Annotated in this window: 13 protein-coding genes; 5 read left to right on the top strand and 8 right to left on the bottom strand. The window is 64.7% G+C overall.

The window, feature by feature from the left end; all coding sequences use genetic code 11:
- Positions 1 to 97 precede the first annotated feature (97 nt).
- The 7 genes from G572_RS0109100 to G572_RS23245 all read right to left on the bottom strand — a co-directional run bounded on the left by G572_RS0109100 (position 98) and on the right by G572_RS23245 (position 8227).
- The gene (locus tag G572_RS0109100) at positions 98 to 1261 is read right to left on the bottom strand and encodes an iron-containing alcohol dehydrogenase (RefSeq protein WP_029058196.1); all 1164 of its coding nucleotides are present in this window, start codon (positions 1259 to 1261) and stop codon (positions 98 to 100) included.
- Positions 1262 to 1361: 100 nt separating this feature from the next.
- On the bottom strand, positions 1362 to 2750 hold the full coding sequence (locus tag G572_RS0109095; protein ID WP_029058195.1) for an aldehyde dehydrogenase family protein: 1389 nt from the start codon (positions 2748 to 2750) through the stop codon (positions 1362 to 1364).
- A gap of 109 nt (positions 2751 to 2859) precedes the next feature.
- On the bottom strand, positions 2860 to 4227 hold the full coding sequence (locus tag G572_RS0109090) for a glutamine synthetase family protein (protein ID WP_029058194.1): 1368 nt from the start codon (positions 4225 to 4227) through the stop codon (positions 2860 to 2862).
- 104 nt (positions 4228 to 4331) lie between these two features.
- Complete coding sequence (locus G572_RS0109085; protein ID WP_029058193.1) at positions 4332 to 5381, bottom strand: TRAP transporter substrate-binding protein; 1050 nt, start codon at positions 5379 to 5381, stop codon at positions 4332 to 4334.
- 140 nt (positions 5382 to 5521) lie between these two features.
- On the bottom strand, positions 5522 to 6844 hold the full coding sequence (locus G572_RS0109080; protein ID WP_029058192.1) for a TRAP transporter large permease: 1323 nt from the start codon (positions 6842 to 6844) through the stop codon (positions 5522 to 5524).
- The gene (locus G572_RS0109075; protein ID WP_029058191.1) at positions 6844 to 7440 is read right to left on the bottom strand and encodes a TRAP transporter small permease subunit; all 597 of its coding nucleotides are present in this window, start codon (positions 7438 to 7440) and stop codon (positions 6844 to 6846) included. The genes G572_RS0109080 and G572_RS0109075 overlap by 1 nt, the downstream gene beginning before the upstream one ends.
- Positions 7433 to 8227, bottom strand: a complete 795-nt coding sequence (locus G572_RS23245) for an N-formylglutamate amidohydrolase (protein ID WP_051242055.1) — start codon at positions 8225 to 8227, stop codon at positions 7433 to 7435. Before G572_RS23245 ends, G572_RS0109075 begins: the two co-directional genes overlap by 8 nt.
- A gap of 179 nt (positions 8228 to 8406) precedes the next feature.
- On the opposite strand from G572_RS23245, the gene G572_RS23240 reads away from it, so the two are divergent.
- Complete coding sequence (locus G572_RS23240; protein WP_051242053.1) at positions 8407 to 9303, top strand: MurR/RpiR family transcriptional regulator; 897 nt, start codon at positions 8407 to 8409, stop codon at positions 9301 to 9303.
- A gap of 29 nt (positions 9304 to 9332) precedes the next feature.
- On the opposite strand, the gene pcaQ is transcribed toward G572_RS23240, so the two are convergent.
- On the bottom strand, positions 9333 to 10268 hold the full coding sequence (gene pcaQ / locus G572_RS23235) for a pca operon transcription factor PcaQ (protein ID WP_037546394.1): 936 nt from the start codon (positions 10266 to 10268) through the stop codon (positions 9333 to 9335).
- A 101-nt stretch (positions 10269 to 10369) separates the two neighbouring features.
- On the opposite strand from pcaQ, the gene pcaD reads away from it, so the two are divergent.
- Genes pcaD through pcaG form a run of 4 tightly spaced genes read left to right on the top strand, consistent with a single transcriptional unit; the run spans position 10370 to position 12847 of the window.
- Positions 10370 to 11161, top strand: coding sequence for a 3-oxoadipate enol-lactonase (gene pcaD, locus G572_RS0109055; protein ID WP_169391299.1), 792 nt, complete (start codon positions 10370 to 10372; stop codon positions 11159 to 11161).
- Positions 11158 to 11577, top strand: coding sequence for a 4-carboxymuconolactone decarboxylase (gene pcaC / locus G572_RS0109050; RefSeq protein ID WP_029058189.1), 420 nt, complete (start codon positions 11158 to 11160; stop codon positions 11575 to 11577). The genes pcaD and pcaC overlap by 4 nt, the downstream gene beginning before the upstream one ends.
- On the top strand, positions 11574 to 12296 hold the full coding sequence (gene pcaH, locus G572_RS0109045) for a protocatechuate 3,4-dioxygenase subunit beta (RefSeq protein ID WP_029058188.1): 723 nt from the start codon (positions 11574 to 11576) through the stop codon (positions 12294 to 12296). Before pcaC ends, pcaH begins: the two co-directional genes overlap by 4 nt.
- Entirely contained in the window at positions 12296 to 12847 is a 552-nt protein-coding gene (gene pcaG, locus G572_RS0109040) for a protocatechuate 3,4-dioxygenase subunit alpha (protein ID WP_029058187.1), read from the top strand. Before pcaH ends, pcaG begins: the two co-directional genes overlap by 1 nt.
- Positions 12848 to 12863: the final 16 nt, after the last annotated feature.

Raw genomic sequence — 12863 nt, 5'->3', positions numbered from 1 at the left:
GGCGGAAGCGACCCTGTGTCAATCGACGAGGGCGGCGGAACCGGCCCGCCACCCCCTTTCACACGCAGGCTTGCGCGCTATTGTTCGCTCGCGGGTCCTAGAGGCGGCCTTCCAGCGCCGCGTCGAAGATCGCACGGGCGCCGTCCACGGTCAGTTCCAGCGGATTGCCGCCGGCGGTCGGATCGACCACAGCCATCTCGGCGATCTTCGCGGCTTGCGCGCCATCGACCTCGAGGCCGGCCAGCGTGTTCGGCACATCCAGTTCATCGCGAAGCTCCAGAACCGCCTTCATCACGCCGTCGAAACCGCCGTCGAGGCCGAGGAAACCGGCAAGGCGCTCGAATTTCTGCTCGATCACCGGGCGGTTGAAAGCCAGAACGTAGGGCATGAAGACCGCATTGGTCATGCCGTGGTGGGTGTCGTAGAGCGCGCCGACGGGATGTGACAAGGCGTGGATCGCGCCAAGGCCTTTCTGGAAGGCGACCGCCCCCATGGCGGCCGCCGACATCAGATTGCCGCGCGCAATGAGATCGTCCGGCACATCGGCGGCGCGTTTGAGATTTTCAAACACCAGGCGGATGCCTTCCAGCGCGATGCCGTCGCCCATCGGATGGTAGAAAGTCGAGGAATAGGCCTCCAGGCAATGCGCCAGCGCGTCCATGCCGGTGCCGACCGTGAAGTAGCGCGGCATGCCAACGGTCAGTTCGGGATCGCAAATGACGATCTCCGGCAGCATCTTCGGGTGGAAGATCACCTTCTTGGTGTGGGTTTCCTCGTTGGTGATGACGCTGGCACGCCCGACCTCGGAGCCTGTGCCGGCGGTGGTCGGAACCGCGATGATCGGCGCGATGCCGTCCGGGTCTGCGCGCTTCCACCAGTCACCGACATCCTCGAAATCCCACATCGGTCGGGTCTGGCCGGACATGAAGGCAATCGCCTTGCCCGCATCCAGGCCCGATCCGCCGCCAAAGGCGATCACACCATCGTGGCCGCCGGCACGATAGGCGGCGACGCCCGCCTCGACATTGGCGCCGGTCGGATTGGGCTTGATCTCGCTGAAGATGCCCGGCTCGAGCCCCGCATCGCGAAGGGCCTCAAGGGTCGCCTCGGTCATGGGAAGCTTCGCAAGGCCCGGATCGGTCACGAGCAGCGGGCGCTTCATGCCAACGGCCGTGGCGCAGGAGCCAAGCTCCTTGATGCGGCCGGCGCCGAAACGCACGGAGGTTGGATAGGACCAGTTTGCGGAAGGAGTGGACGTCATGAGTTTTGAACCCTGAAAGCGCCGCTCTTCGCGGCGGGAGAACGAGAAGACGGGATGGGTTGGTGCCGGCGGAACCCTGGAGCCCCGCCGGTCCCGGGCCTCAGGTCTTGAGGCGCAGGTGATAGGACTTGGGACGCGTCAGCGACAGATAGCCAAGCTCCGAAAGGGCCGCGCCCTTGCCGGTTTCCTTGACACCGGTCCACACCAGCGCCGGGTCGAGATAGTCGCAGCGGTTCATGAAGACGGTACCCGTCTCCAGCCTGTCGCCGAGCGCAATCGCGGCCTCCTCGTCCGCCGTCCAGATCGAGGCGGTCAGGCCATAGGGGCTGTCGTTCATCAGCGCCAGCGCTTCCTCGTCGTTGCGCACCTTCATGACGCCGACGACCGGACCGAAGCTTTCCTCGCGCATCACCGACATCTGGTGATCGACATCGACAAGCACCTGCGGCGCGAGATAGGCAGTGCCCGGCGCGTTGGCGGTAAAGGCGGAGGGATCGACCAGCGCCTTCGCTCCCTTGCGCAGCGCCTCGTCGGTCTGTTCGCGCACGTGCGCCGCAAAGCGCGCCTGTGCCATCGGCCCGAGCGTCGTCGCCTCCTCCAGCGGATTGCCGAGCACGAAGGCGCGACCGGCCGCGGCGAGTCCTTCGGCCACGGCGTCAAAGTGCTTTTCATGCACATAGACCCGCTCGATGCCGCAGCAGCACTGTCCGGAATTGAAGAAGGCGCCATCGGCGAGACCCGCCACGGCGAAATCGACATCCGCGTCGGCCCGTACATAGGCCGGGTCCTTTCCGCCAAGCTCCAGCGCCAGCGAAGCGAAGGTTCCCGCAGCCGCCTTCTCGATTGCGCGGCCGCCACCGACGGAGCCGGTGAAATTGATGTGGTCGATGGCACCCGACTTGAGCAAAGTCTCGGTCTGGCCGTGGGTCAGAACGACGTTCTGGAACACGCCCTCGGGCAGCCCCGCCTTCCTGAAGGCGGCATCGAGGCGCTCGCCGACGAGCAGCGTCTGCGCGGCATGCTTGAGGATCACCGTATTGCCGGCGATGAGAGCCGGAACGACGGTGTTGATCGCGGTCATGAAGGGATAGTTCCACGGCGCGATGACCATGACGATACCGAGCGGCTCCGGCTTCACGTATCGGGTAAAGCCCGGACGGTCCGTGTGCCGGCGGGGGGTAAGCGCCTCCTCGGCGATCTTGATCATATGGTCGGCGCGCTCGCGCGTGCCGCCCATTTCGCCGCCGTAGCGGACCGGACGGCCCATTTGCCAGGCAAGCTCCGGCACGATCTCGTCGTTCATTGCCTCGAGCGCGTCGATGGCAGCGCCCACCGCCGCACAGCGCTCGGCGATGGGCCGCGCCGCCCAATCGACCTGGGCGGTGCGCGCGAGGGTCACGGCCCGGTTGAGTTCAGCATCCGCGATCACCGGGCGTTCGGCATAGACCGACCCGTCGACCGGGGAAATCAGCTTGATCGTTTCCGACATTTTGCACCTTTTGAAAACGTCTCCGCGAGGGGCGCGGGACGCGATCCGTCAATTGAGTGTAGTTTCCGGCATTCGACCCGGCGGGCCGGATGCCGCGTGGCGGTGTCGCTCAGCAGCGTTCGAAACCGCGGGCGATTTCGTAGTCCGTCACCACCTGGTCGAACTCTTCCTGTTCCCATTCGGCCGCGCGCACATAATGGTCGACCACCTCGTCGCCGAGCGCCTCGCGCAGGAACTTCGACGTCTTCAGGGACCGGCTCGCGTCGCGCAGCGTTCCCGGGATCTCCTTCAGCCGCTTGGCCTGATAGATGTCGCCGGTGATCGGCGCCTCGAGCTCCAGCTTTTCCTCAAGGCCGCGCATCCCGGCGGCAAGCTGGACGGCAAGGGCCAGATAGGGGTTGAGGTCCGATCCGCCGATGCGGCATTCGACCCGTACACCCTTGGTGCCTTCTCCGCAAAGCCGGAATCCGGCCGTGCGATTGTCCACCGACCAGGCGGTCTTGGTCGGCGCGAAGGTGCCCTTCTGAAAGCGCTTGTAGCTGTTGACATAGGGCGCCAGGAAGTAGGTGTAGTCGGGCGCGTATTTGATCAGACCCGCCATGTAGTGACGCATCCTGTCGGACATGCCGTGCTCGGCGTCCGCGTCGAAGAAAACGCTGTCGCCGGCCTTCGTCCACAGCGACTGATGCACATGCGACGAGGAGCCAACCTTGTCGCGGTGCCACTTCGGCAGGAAGGTGACGGCGCGCCCGTTCTGCCAGGCGATCTCCTTCGTCGCATGTTTCGCGATGGTGTGGTAATCGGCGCAATCCATCGCCTCTGCGTAGCGGATGTTCAGCTCTTCCTGGCCGGTCTCCGCCTCGCCCTTGGAGTTCTCGACCGGGATGCCGGCGGCATAGAGATGATTGCGCAGCGGGCGCAGCACCACCTCCTCCTTGGTCGTCTGGAAGATATTGTAATCCTCGTTGTAGGCTGAGATCGGTTCCAGGTCGCGGAAGCCCGAGCGGCGGATCTCGTCGAAGCTCTTCTCGAACAGGAAGAACTCCAGCTCGGTCGCCGTCTTGGCGACCAGGCCCATGTCTTCCAGCCGCGCAATCTGACGCTTCAGCATCGTGCGCGGCGAATGCGACACCTCTTCGTGGGTGTGGTGATCCAGCACGTCGCAAAGCACCATCGCGGTGCCCTCGAGCCAGGGCACCAGGCGCAACGTCGTCAGGTCGGGGCGCATCACATAGTCGCCGTAGCCGCCGGACCAGCTCGTCGCGCGGTATCCCTCGACCGTATACATCTCCAGATCGGTCGCCAGCAGGTAGTTGCAGCAATGCGTCTCGGCATAGGCGTGATCGACGAACATCTGGGCGTGATAGCGTTTTCCCATCAGCCGACCCTGCATGTCGACGATACAGGTCAGGACGGTATCGATTTCGCCGTCGGCGACCGCCCGCTTGAGGGCGTCAAAGGTGAGATTGCCAGCCATGGGATCCATCGGTCTCGTTTGAGCGGAAAAGACGCGGTCCGCACGCTTGCATGCGGACCGCAGACCCTGGGCCGGAACCGCCAGTGCGGCTCCGGCAAGCACGATCAGGTATAGCGGTAGGGCCGTCCGGCCTTCTGCATGTCCTTGTTGTACTTCTTGAAGATCTCGACGACCTTCGCCTTGGTTTCCGACTGAGCCGCGATTTCGTCCCAGAACACCATGGCGGCCTCCTCGACCGTCTGCCATTCGTCATCGGGAATGGAGGTCAGCTGCATCTTGGTGCCGTTGACGCGCAAGGACGCCTCGCCGCCCCAGTACCACCACTGGCGATAATAGTGCGACGCATCCATGGCGAGCTGCAGCATGGTCCTGAGGTGGTCGGGCAATTCGTTCCACTTCTCCATGTTGGCGAAGAAGGAGCCGGCCCAGGCGCCCGAGATGTTATTGGTCAGGAAGTAGTCGGTCACATCGGCCCAGCCGACCGTGTAGTCCTCGGTGATGCCCGACCAGGCAACGCCATCGAGTTCGCCGGTCTGCACGGCGACCTCGATGTCCTCCCAGGGCAGCGTGACCGGCACGACGCCGAATTGCGACAGGAAGCGACCCGCGGTCGGGAAGGTGAAGACGCGCTTGCCCTTCAGGTCTTCCAGCGAGCGGATCGGGGTCTTGGTGGCGAAGTGGCAGGGATCCCACGCACCGGCGGAGATATGCTTGACGCCGACCTTGGCGTATTCCTCCTCCCAGATCTCCTTCAGGCCGTACTGGTTGAACAGCACCGGCACGTCCAGCGAATAGCGGCTGGCGAAGGGGAAGTAGCCGCCGAAGACGGTGACCTCCGTCGGCGAAGCCATGGAATCGTCGTCCGACTGCACGGCATCGATGGTGCCGCGCTGCATGGCGCGGAACAATTCGCCGGTGGGAACGAGCTGATCGGCGAAGAAGAGCTCGATCTCCATGTCGCCGTTCGCGGCCTTGTTGAAGGCATCGATATGCGGCTTGATGACGTGTTCGGCGAGCGCCGGCCCGGCATAGGTCTGCAGGCGCCACTTGATCGGCGCCTGGCCGAGAACGGCGGGGGCCGCCAGCGTCGAGGCGCCGGCTGCGGCGACGGTTCCAAGACCGGCCTTCTTGAGGAAATCGCGTCTGTTTGTCATGGCATCAAGTCCCCTTTTGGTTGACTGCATCTTGTGCGCTTGAAAGCGCTTCTTCTTGTTGTCCCCCCGCTTGAGCGGGGTGAAGATCATTGGCGCGGCGATCCGCACCCTTGCGCCTTGGCGCAGCGCGCAAGGCGATGTCAGCGTCCATAGACGTACTCCGGAAGCCAGAGTGCGATCTGCGGAAAGATCATGATCATCGCAAGCGCCAGCACCATCACCGCCACAAAGGGCGCGATCGATCCGTAGATGTCTCGCAACGTGATTTCGGGAGGCGCCATCGCGCGCATCAGGAACAGATTGTAGCCGAAGGGCGGCGTCATATAGGCGATCTGCGTGGTGATCGTGTAGAGCACGCCGTACCACACGAGGTCGAAGCCCAGCGCCTGCACCAGCGGTACATAGAGCGGCGCGACAATGACCAGCATCGCCGTATCGTCCAGGAAGGTCCCCATCAGCAGGAACGAAAGCTGCATCAGGATGAGGATCATCCACGGGCTGAGGCCAAGCTGCTCGGTGAAGAGGTCCTCGATCGCCTTGACCGCGCCCAGACCGTCGAACACGGCCCCAAAGCCAAGTGCTGCAAGAATGATCCACATGAACATGCAGGAGATCGCGAGCGTCTGGCGCACACAGGTCTCGAACACCGTCCAGGTCATGCGCCGCTTGAGGATCGCGGCCGCAAAGGCCGTCATCGCGCCGATGGCGGAGCTTTCGACGAGCGAGGTCCAGCCGTTGACGAATGGCACCATCATGGCTGCGAAGATCACCAGCGGCAGGATGCCGGAGGCGAGCAGGCGGTACTTCTCGGCCGTGGACACATCCCGCTCGTCCGGCGGCAATGCGGGGCCGAGCTTCGGATTGAGCCGACACCGGACATAAATATAGGCGATAAACATCGTCGCCATCATCAGGCCCGGGACCACACCGGCGAGCCAGAGCTGTCCAACCGGCGCACGCGCGATCATCGCATAGAGAACAAGCACGACAGAGGGCGGAACGAGGATCCCGAGCGAGGACCCCGCCTGGATCACGCCGGTCACCATCTTCTTGTCGTAGCCGCGCCTGAGCAGTTCCGGCAGCGCGATGGTCGCACCGATGGCCATGCCCGCGACCGACAGGCCGTTCATCGCCGAGACGAGCACCATCAGCCCGATGGTGCCGATGGCAAGGCCGCCCGAGACCGGCCCCATCCAGACGTGGAACATCTTGTAGAGATCGTCGGCGATCTTCGATTCCGACAGCACGTAGCCCATGAAGATGAACATCGGCAGCGTGAGGAGCGGATACCATTTCATGAGCTTCATGGCAGCCGAAAAGGGTATGTCCGATCCCCCGGTGCCGTAGAGCGTCAGCGCGGCGAACGCGGCAACGCCACCGATGGCGCCGAACACCCGCTGACCGGTCATCAGCATCAGCATCATCGAGGCGAACATGAGAAGAGCGATCATCTCATACGACATCAGATCTCTTCTCCGCGAATCCGCACGATATCCTTGAAGAGTTCGGAAACGGCCTGCAGCAGCATCAGGAAAAAGCCGAAAATCATGATGAACTTGATCGGCCAGAGGTACGGGCGCCAGGCCGTCGGGCTGCGCTCGATGTAGCCGATCACCTCGGAGGCCGCGTCCGGCCCGCCGGTGACGAAGGCGACGACCAGATCCTTGAAGAAGACAAAGGGTTCGCTGCCGAAATAGCCCAGCGAATAGGCGGTCGATCCAAGACCGCCATACAGAAGCACGGCGAGGTAGAAGATCAGAAGGAACACCGTGAAGGCGTCGACCCAGGCGCGTTTCTTCAGCGACCAGGAAGCATAAAACAGGTCCATGCGGACGTTCGACCCGAGCTGGATCGAATAGGGGCCGCCGAGAATGTAATAGGCAACCATCGCGAATTGCGCGAGTTCGAGGGTCCACATAGACGGCAGGAAGAAGGTCTTGGAAATCGACGACCAGAGCAGAATGCCGATCATCACGAAAATACCGAACATGATCAGCCGGCCGAGCCGACGGTTGAAGCCATCCACCGCGCGAATGTAGAGGCGCATGGCGCTAAGCATGTTCGCCCCCCTGCCTGGCGTGCAGACGGTCGCGCGCCGCGTGCATCGCCTGCTCAAGCCGCGCCGCCCAGATTTCCTCGGCCGACGCGGTGGTCAGTTCATCATTGCGGATCTCGACCATCGCACAGGGCAGGCGACGCGCTTCGCCATGCCGCGCCAGCGTGTAATAGACCCCGTCGGAAGGCGCATAGGGTTCGTTGTCGCCAAGCGGCCCGACGTCCTGTTCGCCAAGATCGGCGAGCATGCCCTCGGCAAACCGGCGGTCGGTGTTCGACAGGATGCCGATCGGCCAGGGCCTCGCGATCCCCTTGTAGACCGGCGTGAAACTGTGGATGGACACAACCGCCGTTTCCAGCCCTTCGGCTGCGCGGGCGTCGAGCAGCTCCGCAATCGCTGAATGGAACGGCACATGAACCCGCGCAATGCGCGCGGCACGCGCCGCCTCGCTCAGGCCCTGGTTGCCCGGGATTTCGGTGATTTCGCTGACGCTCGGGATCAGGTCGTGCGCGGCTGTGTCGCGATTGCAGTCGATCACCAGGCGCGACATATCCGGATAGATCAGCGGCGCGTCGAGCCGTCGACTCAATCCGCGCGACACGCCAAGGGCTCCCGGATCCCAGGCGATATGCGCGCGAAGCGCCGCTTCGTCGAGACCGAGGGTGCCGAGGTCGTCGGGCAGATGGCGCGAGGCGTGATCGCAGAGGATCACGAACGGACCACGTCCGCTGCCGTTTTCCGTCTGGATCACGGAATTCGCCCCCGTCTCCCCGGTCGTTGGCGACGCCATACTCACCCCCCTGTATTCCGCATTCCACGCGAACCGCGCGGCGACCTCCCAGTCGGACCGGAGCTCGCCGCCTGTTCCATTTATTACAGAATTGCGCGACAGAGATCCTTCTGTATGATTTGATACACTCGCGTGACAGATGTCAATCGGGTATCAAAACCGGAGGCTCCGCGAAACGCATGACCAAATCCCTGGCCGAGGACATTCGCGAAAGGCTTGAATCCTGCACCGCGACGGAGCGTCGGGCCGCTCTCGCATTGCTTGCGAATTATCCGGTGCTCGGTCTCGGTACGGTCGCCCAGTTCGCCGCCGCCGCCGGCGTCAGCTCGCCCACGATCCTGCGTTTTGCCGCGCGGATGGGATTTCCCACCTATGCCGCCCTGCAGACCCGGTTGCGCACGGAACTGGAGGATCAGCTCAAGTCGCCGCTGGCCAAGGGGCCGGAAAGCCCGGCAGAGCCCGGCGTCCTCGATTTCGCCGATATCGCCTGTGCCAACATCGGCGACACGTTTCGCCAGCTTCCCAATACGGAACTCGAAGCCGTGGTCGCTCTGCTCGGTGACGAACGGCGAACCCTCTATCTGCTCGGCGGCCGGTTCACCGACGCGCTCGCGCGCTACATGGCTGCGCATCTGCGCATCCTGCGCGGCCGGGTCGTGCATGTTGCCGGTCAGGAAGGCAACTGGCGCGACTATCTCGTCGACATGGGCCGCAAGGACGTGCTCATCGTCTTCGACATCCGCCGCTACCAGTCTGACCTGGCACGCCTTTCGGTGGCCGCCGCCAATCTCGGCGTCACCATCGTGCTTGTCACCGACAGCTGGCTGTCGCCAATCGCCAGCGTTGCCACCCATGTGTTGCCGGCACGGGTCTCCGTGCCCTCGCCCTGGGACAGTTCGGCCGCGCTGATGGTTATCGCCGAGACGCTGATCGCCGGCGTCACTGCCACGGACCCCGAGCGAAGCAAGCGCCGCATCTCGATGCTCGAGGTTTACCGGGACGACGACGACCCCAAGCGCCGCAGCGGCAGGCAGGGCGAAACAACCGAGGAGGCTCCGCCGGACCCGCAGGCATGACGGCTGCGCACGGCTGACGGACGGGCCTTTCAGCTCCTCGCCGGATGCGACGGCCGCAGTTGCGCGACGACATCGCGCACGACGGCTGCAAACAGCACCAGGTCCGGCGCCGGCGCCTCTCCCGCCCGCGTCGAGATGCCGACCGGGCCGAGCGTGATCCGCGTATCGACGGGAAGGGCATGCAGCGTTCCGTCGGCGAGATCGCGGGCGACGACCCCTTGCGAGATGATCCAGACCGCATCGCAGCCCAGCGTGAAGGCCCGGCCGAAGGCATTCGACACCGTCTCGATCCGGCGCGGGATCTGGCCGATGCCATTGGCGACCATCAACCGCTCAACCAGCGGGCGGATCGCGGCGGCGCGATTGGGAAAAAGCACCGGAAACTCCGGCAGCCGGGCGAGATCACCCGAGCCGAGCAGCGGATGCCCTGGACGCACGACCAGCGCAACCTGTTCGGTGTAGAGCTGCTGGAAACTCAGCCCCTGCATCGCTTCGGGCTGACCGAGGCGGCCAATCACCACATGAAGTGCGCCGGCGCGCAACTGGTCGAGCATATGGCCGTTCGGCCCCGTCACGATGTCGAGCGTCGCACCGCGACCGTGTTCCAGATGCAACTCGGCGGCGCGCGGGATAATGCTCGCCGCCACGCTCGGCAGCGCCCCGACGCGCAACAACCGGTCGCTGCCCATGCGCGCCTGTTCGAGCCCGTCGAGCCCCTCGCGAAGAGCCGCGAGCGACAGGCTGGCGTAATGCCGGAAGATTTCCCCCTCCGCGGTCAGCGACACCCCGGCACGGCCGCGCTCCATCAGCACCGCCCCCAACAGGCTCTCCAGTTCCTTCAGCGTCTTGGAGATCGCCGGCTGGGTCACGCCCAGGTCGGCTGCGGCATCCGTCAGGCTGCGCAGTCGCGCGATGGCCAGAAATGCCTCGAGATGACGGAGCTTGATACCCGAGGCGATCCGCATGCACATCCTTTTCAGTTATACAAATCCGTGAAAATCTCATTTTACATTACCAATCATCACAGTCATCCTGAACCTCAATCGCCAGTCAGACGAGGCTTTTTGTGGACGCAGTCAAGAGAAACGAACGGATCCTGCATGCCGACCACCGCCGCGCGGCCGGGCAAGCGCCGACACTGGCCTTCTCCAACTCCCTGGGCACGGACCTTCGGATCTGGGACGCCGTTGTCGCGCGCCTGCCGAAGGACCTCGGCGTCCTGCGCTACGATACGGCCGGCCACGGGCTTTCGCCGTCCGGCGGAGCGATGTCCATCGACGCTCACGCGGACGACCTGGCAACGCTGCTCGACGCCAAGGAGATCGACCGTGCCGTTGTCGTGGGTCTGTCGGTTGGCGGACTGATCGCACAGGCCCTGGCGCAGCGCGCGCCGCAGCGCGTTGCCGGGCTGATCCTCTCCAATACGGGCATGACGATCGGAACGGCCGAGATCTGGAACGCGCGCGCCGAGGCGATCCGCACAGGCGGGATGGAGGCGATTGCCGATCCGACGATGGAGCGCTGGTTCTCACCGCGCTTTCGCGAGGGAAAGCCGGAGGCGCTGCAACTCTGGCGCACCATGCTGGCGCATACCCCGCCGACCGGCTACATCGATCTTGGCCTTGCCATTCGCGATGCCGACTACAGCAGGGCGGCCGCACGCATTTCGGTGCCGACACTGTGCATTGCCGGCACGCACGACAGCGCGACCACGCCTGCCGTCGTGCATGCCATGGCCGACGCCATCCCGCAGGCACGCTTTGAGGAGATCCCCGATGTCGGCCATCTGCCCTGTATCGAGGCTCCGGGCGCCATGGCGGATCTGATTTCGCGCTTCGTGTCGGAGACAATCGCATGACCCGGCGGGATCTTGACGAGGCGGGTCTCGCCACACGGCGCGCCGTTCTGGGCGAGGCCCATGTTGCGCGCGCGCAAGCCGCCACGACAGCGTTCGACGCGCCGTTCCAGGACTATATCACCCGGGGCGCCTGGGGCGGGGTCTGGTCGCGCGATACGATCAGCCACCGCGAACGCTCGATGATCACCATCGCGTTGCTTGCGGCGCTCGGTCATGACGAGGAGCTTGCCATGCATTGCCGGGCGACGGCCCGCACCGGCGCGAGCGCCGAGGATGTCTGCGAGGCACTGCTGCATGTGGCGGTCTATGCCGGCGTTCCGGCCGCGAACCGGGCCATCAAGATCGCCAAGGCGGTCTTCGCCGAAATGGAAGGCGCCGCCCGCGCGGCGGACACGAACAACCGGGGGGAAGAATGACGGCACCGGATTTCTACAGACGCGACCGCAGCGCGCATCCGCCGGCCTACGCGCCGGGCTACAAGAGCAGCGTTCTGCGCGCACCGTTCCGGCCGCTGCACTCGCTGGAACAGACGTCGCTCGAACGCAGCGGTCCCGCGCTCGGCCATGCTCCGGTCGGCCCGCTCGACCACGACCTGATCCGCAATGCCGCCGTCGACGGCGATGCACTGGGCGAGCGCATCTACCTGTTCGGCCAGGTGCTCGATGAAAACGCAAAACCCGTGCCCAATGCGCTGATCGAGGTCTGGCAGGCCAACGCCGCCGGGCGCTATGCGCATGTGAAGGACGGCTATCTGGCGCCGCTCGATCCGAATTTTTCCGGCTGCGGGCGCTGCGTCAGCGACGCTGAAGGACGCTATCTCTTCCGCACCATCAAGCCCGGCCCCTATCCCTGGCCCAACAACGGCTCCGACTGGCGGCCGGCGCATATCCACCTGTCGATCTTCGGCGAGGCCTTCACCCAGCGCCTTGTCACGCAGCTCTATTTCGAGGGCGACCCGCTGATCCCCCTGTGCCCGATCGTCAACACGATCCCCGATGCGACTGTGATCGACCGCCTGGTCGCGCGCCTCGACATGCGCAACCAGGAGCCCTTCGACTGCCTGGCCTATCGCTTCGACATCGTGTTGCGCGGGCAGCGCCAGACCCACTTCGAAACCCGGCCGGAGGGTGCGTGATGCGCGAGAAACTCTTTGAAACCCCGTCGCAGACCGCCGGTCCCTATGTGCATATCGGCACGGCACCGCAGTCCATCGGCCGCCCCGCGCTTTCCGGTCAACCCGGCCCCGTGATCGAAAGCGACACCGGTGCCGCAATCACGCTCGAGGGCGTCGTCCACGACGGCGCCGGCGCGCCCGTGCGCGACGCCATGCTGGAAATCTGGCAGGCCGACGGCGACGGGCGTGTCGGTCCTCACGGCCTCTTTGCCCGCGCGGTCGCGGACTTCGGCAGCGGCCTTTACCGCTTCCAGACCGTGAAACCCGGCCCCCACGCGAAAGGCCACGCCCCGCATATCGCCTTGCTGATCTTCGCGCGCGGCATCAACATCCACCTGCACACGCGGGTCTATTTCCCCGAAGATGCGGACCGGATCGCAGCCGATCCCGACTTCGCGCGACTCTCGCCGGAGGCCCGGGACACGCTGATCGCGAAACGGACGGAGGGAGAGACCTACCGCTTCGACATCCATCTTCAGGGGCCGAACGAAACGGTGTTCTTCGACATCTGACAAGGCCCTCACCGAA

Origin of the sequence: Stappia stellulata DSM 5886, assembly GCF_000423705.1 — a bacterium.
Taxonomy (GTDB): Bacteria; Pseudomonadota; Alphaproteobacteria; order Rhizobiales; family Stappiaceae; genus Stappia; species Stappia stellulata.
This window is presented reverse-complemented; position numbering and strand designations above follow the sequence as displayed.

What these genes read in the sequence shown, in the direction of transcription:
- G572_RS0109100 (WP_029058196.1), bottom strand. Translation starts at nt 1,261, where the DNA reads ATGACGTCCACTCCTTCCGCAAACTGGTCCTATCCAACCTCCGTGCGT.
- G572_RS0109095 (WP_029058195.1), bottom strand. Translation starts at nt 2,750, where the DNA reads ATGTCGGAAACGATCAAGCTGATTTCCCCGGTCGACGGGTCGGTCTAT.
- G572_RS0109090 (WP_029058194.1), bottom strand. Translation starts at nt 4,227, where the DNA reads ATGGCTGGCAATCTCACCTTTGACGCCCTCAAGCGGGCGGTCGCCGAC.
- G572_RS0109085 (WP_029058193.1), bottom strand. Translation starts at nt 5,381, where the DNA reads ATGACAAACAGACGCGATTTCCTCAAGAAGGCCGGTCTTGGAACCGTC.
- G572_RS0109080 (WP_029058192.1), bottom strand. Translation starts at nt 6,844, where the DNA reads ATGTCGTATGAGATGATCGCTCTTCTCATGTTCGCCTCGATGATGCTG.
- G572_RS0109075 (WP_029058191.1), bottom strand. Translation starts at nt 7,440, where the DNA reads ATGCTTAGCGCCATGCGCCTCTACATTCGCGCGGTGGATGGCTTCAAC.
- G572_RS23245 (WP_051242055.1), bottom strand. Translation starts at nt 8,227, where the DNA reads ATGGCGTCGCCAACGACCGGGGAGACGGGGGCGAATTCCGTGATCCAG.
- G572_RS23240 (WP_051242053.1), top strand. Translation starts at nt 8,407, where the DNA reads ATGACCAAATCCCTGGCCGAGGACATTCGCGAAAGGCTTGAATCCTGC.
- pcaQ (WP_037546394.1), bottom strand. Translation starts at nt 10,268, where the DNA reads ATGCGGATCGCCTCGGGTATCAAGCTCCGTCATCTCGAGGCATTTCTG.
- pcaC (WP_029058189.1), top strand. Translation starts at nt 11,158, where the DNA reads ATGACCCGGCGGGATCTTGACGAGGCGGGTCTCGCCACACGGCGCGCC.
- pcaH (WP_029058188.1), top strand. Translation starts at nt 11,574, where the DNA reads ATGACGGCACCGGATTTCTACAGACGCGACCGCAGCGCGCATCCGCCG.
- pcaG (WP_029058187.1), top strand. Translation starts at nt 12,296, where the DNA reads ATGCGCGAGAAACTCTTTGAAACCCCGTCGCAGACCGCCGGTCCCTAT.